The organism is Methylobacterium sp. E-041 (assembly GCF_022829665.1).
Classification (GTDB): Bacteria; Pseudomonadota; Alphaproteobacteria; order Rhizobiales; family Beijerinckiaceae; genus Methylobacterium.
Genome location: NZ_JAKSYQ010000299.1, coordinates 98480 through 115530, shown reverse-complemented (window position 1 = coordinate 115530; position 17051 = coordinate 98480). Strand labels below are relative to the sequence as shown.

At 71.2% G+C, this 17051-nt stretch carries 15 protein-coding genes; 1 reads left to right on the top strand and 14 read right to left on the bottom strand.

The window, feature by feature from the left end; translation table 11 throughout:
• Positions 1-144 precede the first annotated feature (144 nt).
• Positions 145-1185 carry a phosphate ABC transporter substrate-binding protein PstS gene (pstS, locus tag MKK70_RS28590; protein WP_147728115.1) on the bottom strand — a complete coding sequence of 347 codons (1041 nt, stop codon included), beginning with the start codon at positions 1183-1185 and terminating at the stop codon, positions 145-147.
• A gap of 291 nt (positions 1186-1476) precedes the next feature.
• Between pstS and MKK70_RS28585 the strand changes: the two genes are divergently transcribed.
• Positions 1477-1734, top strand: a complete 258-nt coding sequence (locus MKK70_RS28585) for a hypothetical protein (protein WP_147728114.1) — start codon at positions 1477-1479, stop codon at positions 1732-1734.
• A 111-nt stretch (positions 1735-1845) separates the two neighbouring features.
• Here MKK70_RS28585 and MKK70_RS28580 read toward each other — a convergent pair whose 3' ends face one another.
• The 13 genes from MKK70_RS28580 to MKK70_RS28520 form a co-directional block, all read right to left on the bottom strand.
• Complete coding sequence (locus MKK70_RS28580; protein ID WP_147728113.1) at positions 1846-2040, bottom strand: hypothetical protein; 195 nt, start codon at positions 2038-2040, stop codon at positions 1846-1848.
• Positions 2041-2173: 133 nt separating this feature from the next.
• The gene (gene recN, locus MKK70_RS28575) at positions 2174-3847 is read right to left on the bottom strand and encodes a DNA repair protein RecN (RefSeq protein WP_147843379.1); all 1674 of its coding nucleotides are present in this window, start codon (positions 3845-3847) and stop codon (positions 2174-2176) included.
• A gap of 176 nt (positions 3848-4023) precedes the next feature.
• Positions 4024-4902: an outer membrane protein assembly factor BamD gene (locus tag MKK70_RS28570; RefSeq protein WP_147728111.1), complete on the bottom strand. Its 879-nt coding sequence runs from the start codon at positions 4900-4902 to the stop codon at positions 4024-4026.
• A 256-nt stretch (positions 4903-5158) separates the two neighbouring features.
• Positions 5159-6106, bottom strand: coding sequence for a UDP-3-O-acyl-N-acetylglucosamine deacetylase (gene lpxC, locus MKK70_RS28565; protein WP_147728110.1), 948 nt, complete (start codon positions 6104-6106; stop codon positions 5159-5161).
• Positions 6107-6595: 489 nt separating this feature from the next.
• A complete protein-coding gene (gene ftsZ / locus MKK70_RS28560) occupies positions 6596-8314 on the bottom strand; it encodes a cell division protein FtsZ (RefSeq protein ID WP_243933164.1) in 1719 nt (572 codons plus the stop codon).
• A gap of 103 nt (positions 8315-8417) precedes the next feature.
• A complete protein-coding gene (gene ftsA / locus MKK70_RS28555; protein ID WP_147729212.1) occupies positions 8418-9740 on the bottom strand; it encodes a cell division protein FtsA in 1323 nt (440 codons plus the stop codon).
• A 58-nt stretch (positions 9741-9798) separates the two neighbouring features.
• On the bottom strand, positions 9799-10755 hold the full coding sequence (locus MKK70_RS28550; protein WP_147858990.1) for a cell division protein FtsQ/DivIB: 957 nt from the start codon (positions 10753-10755) through the stop codon (positions 9799-9801).
• On the bottom strand, positions 10722-11645 hold the full coding sequence (locus tag MKK70_RS28545; protein ID WP_147843728.1) for a D-alanine--D-alanine ligase: 924 nt from the start codon (positions 11643-11645) through the stop codon (positions 10722-10724). Before MKK70_RS28545 ends, MKK70_RS28550 begins: the two co-directional genes overlap by 34 nt.
• 104 nt (positions 11646-11749) lie before the next feature.
• On the bottom strand, positions 11750-12763 hold the full coding sequence (gene murB / locus MKK70_RS28540) for a UDP-N-acetylmuramate dehydrogenase (protein WP_243951372.1): 1014 nt from the start codon (positions 12761-12763) through the stop codon (positions 11750-11752).
• Positions 12760-13299: an endonuclease domain-containing protein gene (locus MKK70_RS28535; protein ID WP_243951370.1), complete on the bottom strand. Its 540-nt coding sequence runs from the start codon at positions 13297-13299 to the stop codon at positions 12760-12762. The genes murB and MKK70_RS28535 overlap by 4 nt, the downstream gene beginning before the upstream one ends.
• A 6-nt stretch (positions 13300-13305) precedes the next feature.
• Positions 13306-14712 (bottom strand): UDP-N-acetylmuramate--L-alanine ligase, encoded by a 1407-nt coding sequence (gene murC / locus MKK70_RS28530; protein WP_147727666.1) that lies wholly within the window; start codon positions 14710-14712, stop codon positions 13306-13308.
• 52 nt (positions 14713-14764) lie between these two features.
• Positions 14765-15874, bottom strand: a complete 1110-nt coding sequence (gene murG, locus MKK70_RS28525) for an undecaprenyldiphospho-muramoylpentapeptide beta-N-acetylglucosaminyltransferase (protein WP_243951368.1) — start codon at positions 15872-15874, stop codon at positions 14765-14767.
• Complete coding sequence (locus tag MKK70_RS28520; RefSeq protein ID WP_147727664.1) at positions 15871-17037, bottom strand: FtsW/RodA/SpoVE family cell cycle protein; 1167 nt, start codon at positions 17035-17037, stop codon at positions 15871-15873. The genes murG and MKK70_RS28520 overlap by 4 nt, the downstream gene beginning before the upstream one ends.
• Positions 17038-17051: the final 14 nt, after the last annotated feature.

The following is a 17051-nucleotide window of genomic DNA, read 5'->3' as shown; positions in this document are numbered from 1 at the left end:
GCGCGAGGGCGGGGCCGGACGCGCGGGCGAGATCCGGCGAGGACGCTGCGCCCGCTCGGGGAACGGGCAGCCCTCGCGCTTCGCGCGGGCCGCCCGCTCGTCGCGATCGGCCGCGGGGCCGCGTGCGGCCCCGCGGGTTCGGCCTCACATGCCGAGGACGGGCTTTCCGTCCTTGCCCTTCACCTGCTTCCACTCCTCGTGGATCAGGCCGACGACGGCGTCCGGCAGCGGCACGTAGTCGAGGTCGGAGGCGAGCTTGTCGCCGTTCTTGTAGGCCCAGTCGAAGAACTTCAGCACGTCGGCGGACTTGGCCGGATCGGCGGCCTCCTTGTGGACGAGGATGAAGGTCGCCGCCGTGATCGGCCAGGCGTCGTCGCCGGCCTGGTCGGTGAGCGTGATGCCGAAGCCGGGCGCGCTCTTCCAGTCGGCGCTGGCGGCGGCCGCCTGGAACGCCTTGTCGTCCGGCTGCGGGAACTTGCCGGCCTTGTTGCGGATCAGCGCGTAGCTGAGCTTGTTCTGCTTGGCGTAGGCCGACTCGACGTAGCCGATGGCGTTCGGGACCTGCTTGACGGTGGCGGTAACGCCCTCGTTGCCCTTTCCGCCCTGGCCGGCGGGCCAGCTCACGGTGGTGGCGGCGCCGAACTCCTTCTTCCAGCCCTCGGAGACCTGGCTGAGATAGGTGGTGAAGATGTTCGTCGTGCCCGAGGCGTCCGAGCGGTAGACCGGGGTAATGTTCGCGTCGGGGAGCTTCAGCCCCTCGTTGAGCGCGGCGATCTTCGGGTCCGACCACTTGGTGATCTTGTTGGCGTAGATGTCGGCGATCACGTCGCCGGTGAGCTTGAGCTTGCCCGGCTCGACGCCGGGGATGTTCACGACGGCGACGACGCCGCCCATCACGGTCGGGAACTGGACGAGGCCGTCCTTCTCCAGGGCGGGGCCCTTCAGCGGCGCGTCGGTGGCGCCGAAATCGACCGTCTTGGCCTGGATCTGCTTGATGCCGCCGCCAGAGCCGATCGACTGGTAGTTCAGGCCGGTGCCGCTGTCCTTGCGGTAGGCTTCCGCCCACTTGGAATAGACCGGGAACGGGAAGGTCGCACCGGCGCCGGTGATGTCGGCGGCGAGCGCCGGAAAGGCGAGCTGCGCCGTCGCGAGGCCGAGGGCGAGCGCGTAGGTGAAGGGTTTCACATCGATCTCCGTCATCCGTCGAGCGTGCCGGGCAGCGCGATCCGCGCGTTCGCATTGGCGCGGGCCACCCGGCGACCCGGCGGCCGCGGCCGCATCGCTCGACACCGCCGCCGTTAGGGCATGCAGATGACAGCCGCATGACACGGCGCAACCAGGGCTTGAGGCGAGCGCGAACGCGGACGGCGAATGCTGTGGCGATGGCACGCTTTACGGTGTTGGCGCGTTCTCATTGCGATCCGGGCCCTGTCGCGAGCATCCCGCCGCGGCTCGCCGGATCGGAAGGTCGATCCCGTGTCCCACGATTCGCCTGCTGCGCCGACGCGTGCGCCGCTCCCCGACGACCACGCCTACCAGGCGCTCCACGCCGAGCGCGAGGCCCTGGAGCGCGACCTGGCGCTGGCGAAGGCACGGCAGAACTTCAGCACGGAGCCGGGCGAGGCCGAGCGGGCCCGCGCCGACGAGGCGTCGATGCTGATGAGCCTCGACCGGGTGCTGACGCGCATCCGCGCGGCCGAATACCAGCGTCGCCCGGGCGCCCGCCGCTGGTAGCCTGACTCGGCTGGGTCCCGCGCTCGCGGCGATCGGGCGAACCTCGCCACTCCGCCCCACGATGGACGGGTCGTCCCCGGCGGCGAGCCGCGTGCGGGCGGCCTCCCAGCCTCAGGCGCTGCGGCGGCGGTCGCGCTCCTTCTGGCGCATGCGCAGCAGGAGGTCGACCTGGGAATCGGGGATCGGCTGCTTGTCGACGCTGCCCTCGTAGACGGTGCGCAGGGTCTGGCCGAGATGATGGGTGTCGACGCTGGCGCCGTTGCGATGCGACGCGAGGACTTCGAACTTGGCTGCAGCCTGATGCATGGTCCCCCCCGGAACATGGAAGCGCCGGCGTCCGCGAATCGGTTTCGCCACCGGATCCCAACAGTGTCGGTCCGGATGGTTAAGGAGGGATTAACCTTAACCGACCGTTCTGCGCGCTCATCGGTATCCGATCCTAGACCGCCGCGCCTTCGAGCAGGCGGGCGGCGGCGGCGCGGGCCTCGTCGGTGACGGTGGCGCCGGCGAGCATGCGGGCGATCTCCTCGCGGCGGGCCGCGACGGGGAGCGAGGCGACGCGGGTGGCGACGCGGCCAGCCCCCTTCACCGCGTCCTTGGCGATCAGGAAATGCGTGCCGGCGCGCGCCGCGACCTGGGGCGCGTGCGTCACCGCCACCACCTGCACGTCCTGCGACAGCCGCGCCAGCCGCGCGCCGATCGCGTCGGCGACCGCGCCGCCCACGCCGGTGTCGATCTCGTCGAAGATCAGCGTCGGCGCCGAGCCCTTGTCGGCGAGCACCACCTTGAGGGCGAGCATGAAGCGGGACAGCTCGCCGCCGGACGCCACCTTCATCATCGGGCCGGCCTTGGTGCCGGGATTGGTCTGCGCCCAGAACGCGACCCGGTCGATGCCGGCGGCGTCGCGCGATTCGGGATCGGTGACGATCTCGGTGATGAACCGGGCGCGCTCGAGCTTCAGCGGGGGCAGCTCGGCCTGCACGGCGGCGTCGAGCGCCTTCGCCGCGCGCCGACGCCCCGCGCTGAGCTTCTCGGAGGCCTTGGCGTAGGCCGATTCGGCCGTTTGCAGCGTCGCCTCCAGGCCGGCGAGCGCCTCCTCGCCGGCATCGATCGCGGCGACGTCCGCCTCGTAGCGCTCGCGCAGGGCGGCGAGGTCGTCGGCGGCGACGTCGTACTTGCGCGAGGCCGCGCGCAGGGCGAACAGCCGCTCCTCGACCCGCTCCAGCTCGCGCGGGTCGAACTCGGCCTCGGCCACCGCCGCGTCGAGGACGGCGCGGGCCTCGTCGAGGGCGACGAGGGCGGCGTCGAGCGCCGCGACGCAGGGCTCGACAAGCGCCGGCAGCTGCGCCGCCCGGCGCTCGAGCTTGCGGATCGCCGAGGAGAGCTGCGGCACGCTCGAATGCGAGCCGCCGACGGCGGCGAGCGCGTCGTTCAGCTCGCGCGCGACCTTCTCGCTCTGCTGCATCACGGTGCGGCGCTCGGCCAGGGTCGCCTCCTCGCCGGGCTTCGGATCGAGGGCTGCCAGCTCCTCGACCGCGTGGCGCAGGAAGTCGGCTTCCCGGCGCGCGGTCTCCACGCGGGCGCGATGCTCGGCCAGCGTCGTGCGGGCGACCCGGACGGTCTTGGCCGCTTTCGCGACCGCGTCGAGCGGGCCGCTCAGGCCGCCGAAGGCGTCGAGGATGGCGCGGTGCGTGGTGACGTCGGCGAGCGCGCGGTCGTCGTGCTGGCCATGGATCTCGACCAGGGCCGCGCCGATCGCGCGCAGAACCTGCACGCCGACGGGCTGGTCGTTGACGAAGGCGCGGGTGCGCCCGTCGGCCATCTGCGTGCGCCGCAGGATCAGGTCGCCCTCGGTGTCGATCTCCGATTCCGCGGCGATCCGCCGGGCGGGATGGTCGAGGCCGACGTCGAACACCGCGGTGATGCCGCCCTGCGCCTCGCCGTGGCGCACGAGGGAGCCGTCGCCGCGCCCGCCCAGCGCCAGGCTGAACGCGTCGAGCAGGATCGACTTGCCCGCGCCGGTCTCGCCGGTGAGCACGCTGAGCCCGCCGGAGAAGTTCAGGTCGAGCCGGTCGATCAGGACGATGTCGCGGATCGCGAGCTGCACCAGCATGCCGCGCCTTCGAGCCTCCGGGGCGCCGGCCGTCGTCCGGCCGGGCAACCCAAACTTAAGGGAAATACGAAGCCGTCATGTAGGCCGATGCCGGGCCGACCGCACCCCCGAAATGCGAAACGGGCGGAGCCGAAGCCCCGCCCGCGAGTCGCGTCCGGTCGTGATGCGCGGGCGGCCTACTGGGCGGCGGCCGTGCGGCCCATCACCGAGGAGTAGATCTTGCTGAGGAACGAGCTCTTCTCCTCGCGCGGCTCGAGGCCGCCGTTCTGCAGGAGGGCGTGCGCGTCCTTGTACCAGGGACTGTCGGGGAAGTTGTGCCCGAGCACGGCGGCCGAGTTCTGCGCCTCGGCGGTGATGCCGAGCGCCATGTAGGCCTCGGTCAGCCGCTCCAGCGCCTCCTCGGCGTGACGCGTCGTCTGATACTTGCTCACCACGTCGCGGAAGCGGTTGATCGCGGCAGGGAAGTTGCGGCGCTCGAGGTAGTAGCGCCCGACCTCCATCTCCTTGCCGGCGAGCTGGTCGCGGGTGATCTGGATCTTGGCCTTGGCGTCGGTCGAGTATTCCGAGGTCGGATACTTCTGGACGAGCTCCTGCAGGGCGACGAGCGCCTTCTCGGACCGGTCCTGGTCGCGGGTGACGTCGGGGATTTGCTTGTACTGCGACATCGCCATCAGGTACTGGGCGTAGGCCGCGTCCTTGCTCGCCGGGTGCCGCTGCAGGTAGCGCTTCGAGGCGGTGATCGCATCGTCGTACTTCTGGCCCTCGTAGTTCGCGTAGGCCGTCATCAGCAGCGCGCGGCGCGACCAGTCGGAATAGGCGTACTGCTTGTCGAGCGAGTCGAACTTCTTGACGGCGCCCTCGTAGTCGCTGTCTTCCATCTTTGCCAAGCCTTCGCTGTAGAGCTTGTCGGCCGGCGTATCCTGCACGACCTCGGGCTTGTACTTGTCGGCGAACAGGTTGGTCGGGTCGAGCGCGTCGCAGCCGCCAAGACCGAGGCCGAAGGCGGTGATGAGCACGGCCGCCGCCGCTCCGCGGGTCCGAAGGGTGACAGGCATTGGCGGTTCTTCCCCCGAACGGGCGCGTCCTGCGTCGCAGCGCGCCGTTGAGCCATCATGACGTCGTGTCGGCGCCGGCACTCTACCGGGTCCGAGGTGCCACCGCATCCCGGACTGCCGCGCTCTTCACGGACGATTCACCGTGGCGCCAGATTCGGGCATGAAAGCGGCGGTTCCACGCCCCCGCAGATCGGCGGGCGGCTGTGTCTTGCAGGCCACATCGCCCGCGGGCGGCAGGCGGTTTGCCGGAGAGATCTCAGAGGTCGCCGGCGAAGGCGGCGATGCCGAGGCCGGCGCCGAACTCGGCGAGCGCGGTCTCGCGGCGGGTGCCCTGGGCCTCGACGATCGCGTAGTTCGCACGGTCGGCGAACAGGGCTTCGAGGATGCCGACGTTCATGCGGTGACCGCCGCAATAGGAGCGGTAGGCGCCCTGGAGCGGCAGCCCGGCGAGCGCGAGGTCGCCGACCGCGTCGAGGAACTTGTGCCGGACGAACTCGTCGGCGAAGCGCAGGCCTTCCGGGTTGACCACGTCGGTCTCGCCGACAGCGACGGTGTTCTCGAGGGAGGCGCCGAGGGCGAAGCCCGCCTTCCAGTAGCGCTCCACGTCCTTCATCATGCCGAAGGTGCGGGCGGGGGCGATCTCGCGGCGGTAGGCGGCGGCGGTGAGGTCCATCGCCTTGCGCGAGCGGCCGATCACCGGGCTTTCGAAATCGATCTCGACGTCGAGGCGGAAGCCCCGGTCGATCGGGCGCAGCTCGGCGAAGGCGGTGCCCGCCTCGATGCGGACGTGGCGCAGCACCTTGATCCAGCGGCGGGCGGTGCCGGTCTGCGCGATGCCGACCGCGTCGATCGCCTTGACGAAGGGGAGCGCGCTTCCGTCGAGGATCGGCATTTCCGGTCCGTCGATCTCGACCAGCGCGTTGTCGACGCCCAGGCCGTAGAAGGCGGACATCAGGTGCTCGATCGTGGCGACCGCACCGGATTCGACGTCGCCGATCACGGTGCAGAGCTCGGTCGCGGAAACGCAGGCGTGGTGGGCCTTGATCAGACGGTCGTTGCCGGAGGCCATTCCGGTGCGGAGGAAAGCGATGCCGTGGTTCGCGGAAGCCGGGCGCAGCGTGATCGCAACCGGGTTTCCGGAATGGACGCCGATGCCGCTCAGCACGGTCGCGCCCTTGAGGGTTGTTTGTTGGTTCGTCCGCATTCCTTAGCCCTCGGCCGCGATCCGGCCACGCCACCCCGCATTTCGCGTGGTGACGACGCCTTCCGATCCGTCCGCTGCTTGAAGCCCCTGCGTGCGGCGTCGGTCCGAAAACCGCGCCGCTATTCGTTGGTCCGAGATTTTTATAGCTGCGGCGCACAGCACGGCCAAATCACGCTTTCTTACGCTGTGTTACAGACACGCTTGCGCCGCGATCTCGGGAATATCGTTCCAGTGCAACATGTTAACGAATGGTTAACAAGCCCTCTACAACCGCGGCGCGCTGTGTCTTCGAGGCACCATGACCGGGTCCGAGGCCGCGCGACGGGACCGGAAACGGCGCCCGGAACGACGAAAGAACCCGCCGGCCCTCGCGGAGCGGCGGATCCATGCTGCGGTGCGACAGGCGCCCGGGCGGCATCCCGGCCGGGCGGCGAATCGCGCGAATAAGTCCCGCGGGCCTTCGCCCGCGGGGTCTCGGTGAGCGTCGGATCAGTTGGCCTGCCGGCGGAGGAAGGCCGGGATCTCGAGCTGGTCGTCGTCCATCATCCGCGGCTGGGGCGCCATGCGGCCCTGCGCGTCGAGGTTGCCCTGCGCCGGGCGGTAGGTCGGGGCGACCGGAGCCTGGACCCGCGGGGCCGGCGGCATCGGGGCCTGGACCTGCGGCTGGGCGCGGGGCGCCGGCGCCGGCTCGGCTTCCTCGCGGCGGCCGCCGAAGCCGACGGTCGCGAGGCGGCGGAGCAGGCTGGTGCGCTTGGTGTCGCCCTGGTTGTCGACCGGCTCGCCGCGGCTGGCGGCGATCTGGGTCTGGGCGATCGGCGGCAGCTCGTGGATCTGCGGCATCCGCGGGGCGCGGGCGAGCGGGGCGGCGACGGGAGCTGCCGGGCGCGGCGGCATGAACGGGCCGGCATGGTGCTGGGCGACCGGCTCGGGGGCCGGCGCCGGGGCCGGCACGAACGGGGCGGCGGCGCGGGGCTGGGACTGGGTCAGCATGATATCGTCGCGCATCACCGGAGCCGCCTCGATGCGGGGCTCGGCGTGCTGCACCGGCTCGGGGGCCGGGCGCGCGGGCTGGACGGGGGCCGGCTGAGCCTGCGTCACGGCCGGCTCGGCCGCGGCGCGAAAGCTCGGGGCGTTCTGGGCGGCGCGCGAGCGGGCCTCGGAGCGCAGGCGCTCGGCGACCTCGGCGATGCGCTGCTCGGTCTCGGCGATCTCCTTGTTGTTCGGCGAGTTGGCCGAGATCAGCGCCGGCTCGATCCCGGTGGCGACGACCGAGACGCGGATGATGCCGTCGAGGCTCTCGTCGAAGGTCGCGCCGAGGATGATGTTGGCTTCCTGGTCGACCTCCTCGCGGATGCGGGTGGCGGCCTCGTCGAGCTCGTACAGGGTCAGGTCGGCGCCGCCGGTGATCGAGATCAGCAGGCCGCGGGCGCCCTTCATCGAGACGTCGTCGAGGAGCGGGTTGGCGATCGCGGCCTCGGCCGCGCGGCTGGCGCGCTTCTCGCCGGACGCCTCGCCGGTGCCCATCATCGCCTTACCCATGCCGCGCATGATCGCGCGCACGTCGGCGAAGTCGAGGTTGATCAGGCCTTCCTTGACCATCAGGTCGGTAATGCAGGCGACGCCCGAGTAGAGCACTTGGTCGGCCATCGCGAAGGCGTCGGCGAAGGTGGTCTTCTCGTTGGCGACCCGGAACAGGTTCTGGTTCGGGATCACGATCAGCGTGTCGACGGCCGCCTGCAGCTCCTGGATGCCGGCTTCCGCCGTGCGCATGCGGCGCAGGCCCTCGAACTGGAACGGCTTCGTCACGACGCCGACGGTGAGGATGCCCATGTCGCGGGCGGCGCGGGCGATGACGGGGGCCGCGCCGGTGCCGGTGCCGCCGCCCATGCCGGCGGTGATGAAGCACATGTGCGCGCCCGAGAGCTGGTCGCGGATCTCGTCGATCACCTCGTCGGCGGCGGCCGAGCCGACCTCGGGGTGGGAGCCGGCGCCGAGGCCCTGCGTCACGCCCAGCCCCATCTGGATCACGCGCTCGGCCTTCGACGAGGTCAGCGCCTGGGCGTCGGTGTTGGCCACGACGAACTCGCAGCCGAGCAGACCCGACTCGATCATGTTGTTGACGGCGTTGCCGCCGGCGCCGCCGACACCGAACACGGTGATGCGGGGCTTGAGTTCGCGGATGTCAGGCGCCTGGAGAGAGATGGCCATGGTGTCGAGCCCTTCGTGACCTTTAACGCGTTGTCCGGAGCGCCTCCGTGGAGGAAGCGCCGATTCGTCGAGGCCGGGCGCGAGAGGGCGCCCGGGAAAACGCCTAGAAACCCTGCTTCAGCCACTCGTAGACGCGGCCGATGTAACCGTCGGTGCCGGTGCCGGCGAAGGCACGCTGCCCCCGCGGCTCGAAGTGCTCGGCATGCGCCACCTGCGGGTAGACCAGCAGGCCGACCGCGGCCGAGAAGGCCGGACCCTTGGCCGCCTCGGGCAGGCCGCGGATGCCGAGCGGGCGCCCGATCCGGACCTGGCCCTGCATCACCCGGCGGGTGACCTCGGGCAGGCCGACGAGCTGGCTCGCGCCGCCCGTGAGCACGACCCGGCGCCCCGCCTGGGCGGCGAAGCCGGCCGCGCGCAGGCGGTCGCGGACGAGCTCGACCACCTCCTCGACGCGCGGCTTGATGATCCGCACCAGCTGCGAGCGCGGAACGTGGTTCGGGGTCTCGCCCTCGTCCTCGCCGACGCCGTGGACGGCGATCATGTCGCGCTCGTCCGACGGGGTGGCGATGGCCGAGCCGTAGAGCGTCTTCAGCCGCTCGGCCGCCGCGACCCGGGTCGAGAGCCCGCGGGCGATGTCCATGGTGACGTGGTGGCCGCCGACCGCGATCGCGTCGGTGTGGACGAGATGCCCCCCGGAGAACACGCCGAAGCTCGTGGTGCCGCCGCCCATGTCGACGACGCAGACGCCCATCTCGGCCTCGTCGTCGACCAGCGCCGAGAGGCCGGCGGCGTAGGGGGTCGCGATCACCGCCTCGACGCCGAGATGGCAGTGCTCGATCGCGAGCATGACGTTGCGGGCGGCCGCGGCTTCCGCCGTGACGACGTGGAGGTCGACCCCGAGCGCCTCGCCGATCATCCCCGAGGGGTCGATCACCGCGCCCTGGCCGTCGAGGGCGTAGCCGGTCGGCAGCGCGTGCAGCACGGCGCGGCCGGGGCTGACGCCGTGGGCGCTCGCGGTCTCCAGCACGCGCTCCACGTCGGCGCCGGTGACGGTGCCGGTGCGGACGTTGACCCGCGCCTGGAAATGCTGCGAGGCGAGGCGCCCGCCGCTCATGTTGACGATGACCGACTGGACCTCGACCTTGGCCATCCGCTCGGCGGCGTGCACCGCCTGGCGGATCGCGCCCTCGGCGGCCTCGAGGTCGACGATCGCGCCGCCCTTCAGCCCGTGCGAGCGCTGGTGGCCGATGCCGATGATGCGGGCGAGGTGCGTCCGGCCCTTCAGCGTGGTGAGGGCTTCGGCCGGCTGCAGCTCGGCGATGAGGCAGACGACCTTGCTGGTGCCGATGTCGAGCACCGACAGCGTGGTGCTGCGGCGCGCCGAGAGCGGCTTCAGGCGGGGCGTCAGGCCGTGTTGGGAATGCATCAGCGCTTACCGACGAAGGACGGGGAACGGGCGGGGCGGCGGGTGGACCGGACTGCGCTCACGTCGCGGTCCCCTTCTTCGTCTTCTTCTGCGCCTCGGCCCGGGCGGCCGCGGCCTCCTCGGTGAGGCGGACCACGACCCGGTCGGGCATCCGCAGATCGACCGCGATGATGTCCTTCTCCAGCAGGCGGTTGGCGCGCTCGAGCTCGACCAGCCGGGCCAGCGCGGCTCCGGGCTCGATTTCCGGCAGGCGGATGTCGACGCCGTCGAGCTTCAGGGTCCAGCGCCGGCCGGAGACGTAGGTGCCGGCGCGGATGCGGTCGGCGAGCGGGCCGGCCGCGGCGACCAGGGCGAGGTACTCGCCGAGCTTGGTGTTGGCGTCGTCGCCGACGACCAGCGGCAGGCTCGCGTAGCGGTCGTCGCGCATCGTATCGATGATCGTGCCGTCGGCGGCGATGACGCTGATCTCGCCGTTCATCTGCCACAGGGCGGCGGGCTCGCGCTCGACCTGGTTGATGACGATCTCGCGGGGATAGATCTTGCGCACCGAGACGGAGGCGATCAGCGGCACCCGGAGCAGGCGGGCGCGCACCTCGGCGACGTCGAGGAAGGGCACGGACGAGCGCCAGTCGATGCCGGCGGCGGCGAGCACCTCGCGCTCGTACATCCGCGAGATGCCCGAGATGGTGACGCGCTCGACGCCGAAGCCGGCGACGCGGGCGAGGATGTCGAGGGGGCGGCCGTTCTCGATGACGAAGGCGTCGTAGCGGCCGCTGGCGACGAAGCCGGCGAGCGCCAGCGCCCCGAAGGCCGTGCTGAGGCCGAGGGCGCCGATGCCGCGCGGCAGGCGCTCGGCCATCGACGGCCCGGGCCGGCCGCGGCGCATCGAGTCGGACCGGCGCAGGAAGCGCGGAAGCCGGGCGAGGACGCCGCCGACGAGGCGCGCGGCTGGACCGGTCGCGCCGGGAAACCCAGCGGGGCTCAGCGGCCCAGAGACGCGTCCTCCACCATCCATCGCACGAACTCACCGAAACGATACCCAGCATGGGCGGCCATGTCCGGCACAAGGCTGGTCTGGGTCATGCCGGGTTGCGTGTTGACCTCCAGGACGACGAGAGCACCGGTTCCACCCGGTGTGTCGTCGTAGCGAAGGTCGGCACGGCTGACGCCCCGGCAGCCCAGTGCTTGATGCGCCGTTAACGACAACTCTTGGACACGCTGGTAAACATTTGGTTTAAGTTCGGCCGGCAGGACGTGGATCGAGCCTCCCGGCGCGTACTTCGCGTCGTAGTCGTACCACCCCCCCGAGGCGGCCTTGATCTCGATCACGCCGAGGGCCCGGTCGCCCATCACCGCGCAGGTGAGCTCACGGCCCGCAACGTAAGTCTCCACAAGGACTTCCTCCCCGAACGCCCATTCGTCCGAGGCCAGGATCTGCGGCGGATGCGAGCGCCCGTCGCGGACGATGATCACGCCCATCGAGGAGCCTTCGGAGACCGGCTTGACGACGTAGGGCGGGGCGATCGGGTGTGACTTCGCGGCATCATGCCGGTTAACGACCAGCCCTTCCGGGACGCTGACGCCGGCTGCCCGCATCACCACCTTGGCCCGCTCCTTGTGCATGGCGAGCGCGGAAGCGAGCACACCCGAATGCGTGTAGGGAATGCGCAGGATCTCGAGCAGGCCCTGGATCGTGCCGTCCTCGCCCGCCGGCCCGTGCAGCGCGTTGAAGGCCGCATCGGGCCGAAGCTCGGTCAGCACCGATGCGATGTCGGCCCCAACGTCGACGCGGGTGACGCGATAGCCCTCTCCCTCCAGCGCGTCGGCGCAGGCGGTGCCCGAATTTAGCGAGACCTCGCGCTCGGAGGAGGTGCCGCCCATCAGGACGGCGACGTGCTTGGACATGGAGGGCTCCGGGGCGCGTGTCGAAGGGGGACGAACGGGCGGCCGGCGCCCGTGTTCAGATAGCCTCTGCCCAGCCCACGCTGTTTGCGAACGCGGACTAGGGGTCAGAGGTCACGATAGGCCTTGCCGTCTTCAGGACCTGCCCACTCGGAAAAGGTGCCGAACGGATCGCCGGTCAGCGTAGGCGTCGATCTGTCGACGGAGATTCCGATCCGCTTGATCTCCCAGTGCAGCTCGACCCCGCTGGTCTCGCGCACCCGCCGGCGCACCTCCTCGCCCAAGCCCTCGATGTCGGCGGCCGTGGCGCCGTCGCGATTGATCAGGAAGTTGCAATGCATCTCTGAGACCTGCGCGCCGCCCCGCGTCAGGCCGCGGCAGCCGGCGGCATCGACGAGCTGCCACGCCTTGCTGCCCGGCGGGTTCTTGAAGGTCGAGCCGCCGGTGCGCTCGCGGATCGGCTGCGCAGCTTCCCGCGCCGCGGTCACCCGCGCCATCTCCGCCTCGATCGCCGCGCGCTCGCCGGGGCGGCCGCGGAACAGGGCGCTCGTGAAGATCACGTCGTCGGGCGCCGCCGCATGGCGGTAGGTGAAGCCCATCTCGGCATGGCCGAAGCGGCGGAGCGCACCGCGCCGGTCGACCCCGCGCGCCTCGAGGAGCACGTCGGTGGTCTCGCCGCCATGGGCGCCGGCGTTCATGCGCAGGGCGCCGCCGACCGAGCCCGGGATGCCGCGGAAGAAGGCGAGCCCGTCGAGCGACGCTTCGGCCGCCGCCTTCGCCAGGCGCATGTCGGGCACGGCGGTGCCGGCCTGCAGGCGGTCGCCGTCGACCTCCACCGCTCCGAACGCCTTGCCGCCGAGCCGGATCGTCACGCCGGGAATGCCGCCGTCGCGCACGATCAGGTTCGAGCCGAGCCCGATCACCGTCACCGGGATCTCGGGATCGAGACCGGCCAGGAGGTGGGCGAGATCCTCCTCGTCGGCCGGCGTGAACAGCACCTGCGCCGGGCCGCCGACGCGGAACCAGGTCAGGTCGGACAACGCCGCGTTCACCAGCAGCCGCCCCCGCAGGGCCGGCGCGGCGGCGCGGATCGCCGGCGTGATGTCGGGGAAGGCGGTCATCGGTTCGCTCCCTCTCTCCCCGCACGCGGGGAGAGGGCTTCGTCGACCCCGTCGTCGACGAAGCGAGGCGGCAGCCGAGGGTGCGGGGGCGGGGTCAGGACGGGTGCGTCCGGCGACGTCCCCTCACCATCGCCCTTCGGGCTAGCCACGCCGACGACGAGGTCGTCGCGGCCCTCTCCCCGCGTGCGGGGAGAGGGGGGGAGCGCGCTGAAGATCGTATCGAGAACGACTGACGGGCTGCTCATGATCTCCGCGTTCCAAAACCGCAGGACGCGGTAGCCCAGATCGGCCAGCCATGCATCGCGAGCGCGGTCGTAGGCATTGTCGGCGTGCTGGCTGCCATCGATCTCGATGATCAGCTTCGGCTCACAGCAGCAGAAATCGGCCACGTAGCGGCCGATGCTCTCCTGCCGAACGAACTTGAACCCGGCCAGCCGCCGATCGCGCAAGCGATACCACAGCGTCCGTTCGGCCTCGGTCTGCCCCTGCCGAAGGCGCCGCCGAAATGCCGTGCGCTCGCTGTCGGCCGGGCTCATTCGAGCTCACCCCTTGAACGCCGCCAGCTCCGCCGGCAGCGCGTAGGCCCATTGCGTGATGTTGCCGGCGCCGAGGCAGACGACGTAGTCGCCCTCGGTCGCGTGCGCGGCCACGATCCCGGCGAGGTCTTCCGGGCGCTCGAGCGCCTGCGCGTCGCGGTGACCGCGGGAGCGCAGGCCGGCGACGAGGCCGTCGCGGTCGATGCCCTCGATCGGCGCCTCGCCCGCCGCGTAGACGGGGGCGACGATGACCGTGTCGGCATCGTTGAAGCAGGTGCAGAAATCGTCGAACAGCGAGGCGAGGCGCGAGTAGCGGTGCGGCTGCACGATCGCGATCACCTTCGCGTCGGTGGAGGCGCGGGCGGCCTTGAGCACCGCCTTGATCTCCACCGGATGGTGCCCGTAATCGTCGAAGATCTGGGCGCCGTTCCATTCGCCGGTGCGGGTGAAGCGGCGCTTGACGCCGCCGAACCCGGCCAGCGCCTTGCGGATCGCGTCCGCCGGCACGCCGAGCTCGTGCGCGACGGCCAGCGCCGCGGTGGCATTGAGCGCGTTGTGCTTGCCCGGCATCGGCAGGACGAGGTCCTCCATCTCCATGCGGAAGCCCGGACGCCGGTCGCGGATCATCACGCGGAAGCGGCTCTGACCGCCGCGCAGGTCCACGTCGATGAGGCGCACGTCGGCCTGTGGGTTCTCGCCGTAGGTGATGATGCGGCGGTCCTCGATGTGGCCGACGAGGTCCTGGACGACGGGATGGTCGATGCACATCACCGCGAAGCCGTAGAACGGGATGTTGTCGATGAAGCGCCGGAAGGCGTCCTTGACCGCGTCGAACGAGCCAAAATGGTCGAGATGCTCCGGGTCGATGTTGGTGACGATGGCGACGTCGGCCGGCAGCTTCAGGAAGGTGCCGTCGGATTCGTCGGCCTCCACCACCATCCATTCGCCCTCGCCCATGCGGGCGTTGGTGCCGTAGGCGTTGATGATGCCGCCGTTGATCACCGTCGGGTCCATGTTGCCGGCGTCGAGCAGCGTCGCGACGAGGGAGGTCGTCGTGGTCTTGCCGTGGGTGCCGGCGATGGCGACGCAGGACTTGAAGCGCATCAGCTCGGCCAGCATCTCGGCCCGGCGCACCACCGGCAGCCGGGCCTCGCGCGCGGCCATCAACTCGGGGTTGTCGCGCTGGATCGCGGTCGAGACGACCACGAGGCCGGCATTCTCGACGTTGGCGGCGGCATGGCCGACGAAGGTCCTCATGCCCTTGTCGGCCAGCCGCCGCACGTTGGCGTTGTCCGAGGCGTCGGAGCCCTGCACCGTGTAGCCGAGGTTGTGCATCACCTCGGCGATGCCGGACATGCCGATGCCGCCGATGCCGATGAAGTGGATGGGACCGAGCTTGTCGGGCAGCTTCATGGGAGGAACCGTTCGATGACGGGACTGCGCGGAGGCATGCGTCCCGGAAGAATCAGGTGCGGGCGGCCGTGTCGACGACCACCGCGGCGAGCCGCTCGGCGGCGTCGTGGATGCCGGCGCTTTTCGCGGCTTGCGCCGCCGCGGTCAATTTCTCGGGATTCGCGAACGCGTCGACCAGCTCCGCGGTGAGCCGGTCCGGCGTGAACGCGGTCTGCGCGACGGCCAGGGCCGCGCCGATCTTGGCCAGCGTCGCGGCGTTGGCGGCCTGGTCCTGGTCGAGCGCCCCGGGCAGCGGCACCAGGATCGACGGCCGGCCGATGGCGGCGAGCTCCGAGACCGTCGAGGCGCCCGAGCGGGCGACCACGAGGTGGCTCGCCGCCATCCGCCCCGGCAGGTCCTTGAAGAACGGCGCCGCCTCGATGCCGGCGAGCCCCATGGCGAGGTAGTCGTTCTGCACCGCCGTCAGGTCCTCGGGGCGGACCTGCTGCACGAGGTGGAGGCGGGCCCGCAGGTCGGCCGGAAGCTGCGCCAGGGCTTTCGGCACGACCTCGCCCATCACCCGCGCGCCCTGGCTTCCGCCGAAGACGAGGAGGTGCAGGGCGTCCGCCGGCCCGAGCCGCGGATAGGCGACCTTCGCGGCCTCGATCACCGCCGGGCGCAACGGGTTGCCGGTGTGGACGCGGGGGGCACGCGCCTTGTCGGGGACGCCGCGGACCTCCTTGAAGCCGGTGGCGATGGTGCGGGCGCCGCGCGCCAGGAAGGCGTTGGCCCGCCCCATCACCGCGTTCTGCTCGTGGATGATCGTCGGCACGCGCAGGATCTGGCCGGCGAGCATCGGCGGCACGGTCGGGTAGCCGCCGAAGCCGACGATCGCCGCCGGGTTGATGCGCTTGACCGTCTTGGCCGCCTCCGCGAAGCCGCGGCCCAGCGTCAGCACCGCGCCGGCCCGGCGCAGCATCGAGCGGCCGGACGGGGTCGCCGAGGTGATGGTGACGATCTCGGAGGCCGGGAAGCCGCCGCTGATCGAGTCGACCCGCGCGTCGGTGGCGAGCACCACGCGGATGCCTCGCGCCCGCAGCGCGTGGGCGAGGCTCTCGGCCGGGAACAGGTGGCCGCCGGTGCCGCCGGCGCAGAGCAGGATGGTCGGCGTGAACACCGTCACCGCATGACTCCGGCGACGGTGGCCGGCGCGGTGCCGGGCGGCTTCTGGCTCAGCATCGTGGTGCGCGGGCGCTTGCGGGTGAGCGCCACGAGGAAGCCCATGCCGAGCGCGAGCGAGATCAGCGACGAGCCGCCGTAGGAGACGAACGGCAGCGTCATGCCCTTGGCCGGCATGAGCTGGGTGTTCACCGCCATGTTGATGCAGGCCTGGAGGCCGAAGAGCGTGATCAGACCGGTGATGGCGAGCCTCGAGAAGGTGTCGTCGGTGCGGCGCGCGAGCTTGAGCCCGCGCAGCACGATGTAGGCGAACAAAGCGACGAGGCAGAGGCAGACCAGCACGCCGAACTCCTCGCCGGTCACCGAGAAGATGAAGTCGGTATGGGCGTCGGGCAGGTGGCGCTTGGCGATCCCCTCCCCCGGGCCGGTGCCGAACCATCCGCCGGAGCGGAACGATTCCTGCGACCAGAAGGTCTGGAAGCTGTCGCCCGAATCCTTGTCGAGGAAGCGGTTGAAGCGCTCGCGGACGTGGTGGAAGAAGGTGTAGGCGGCGAACACCCCGGTCAGGCCGAGCACGCCGAGCACCGCCACCCAGATCAGGTGCAGGCCGGCGACGAAGAACAGCGCGCACCACACCAGCGTGATCAGCATCGTCTGCCCGAAATCGGGCTGCAGCAGCAGCGGGACGATGGTGATCGGCAGGAGCAGGATCGCAAGGAAGCCGCCCGGCATGTCGCGGCGCTGCGCGCCCTCCGAGAACGCCCAGGCGGCGACCACGACGAAGGCGGGCTTGACGAACTCCGAGGGCTGCAGGCCGAACGAGCCGAACTGGATCCAGCGGTGGGCGCCCTTGATCTCCGGCCCGAACTTGCCGGCGAGGAGGCACAGCGCGACGCCCGCGAGCCAGGTGCCGAGCGCCAGCCGGCGGATGCCGCGCAAGCTCAGGAACGAGACCGCGCAGATCAGCAGGATCGTCGGCGCGAGGTACATCGCCTGGCGGTTGAGAAAGTAGAAGGTCGGCAGGCCGATGCGCTCGGCCACCGGCGGCCCGCCGCCCATCAGGAAGACGAGGCCGGCGACCATCAGGGCGGCGAGCGCCGCGAGCAGGCCGCGGTCGACCGTCCACCACCAGTCGGTCAGGGGCGTGCGTTCCGCGCGGGAGATCATGGGCGTGCGACGGC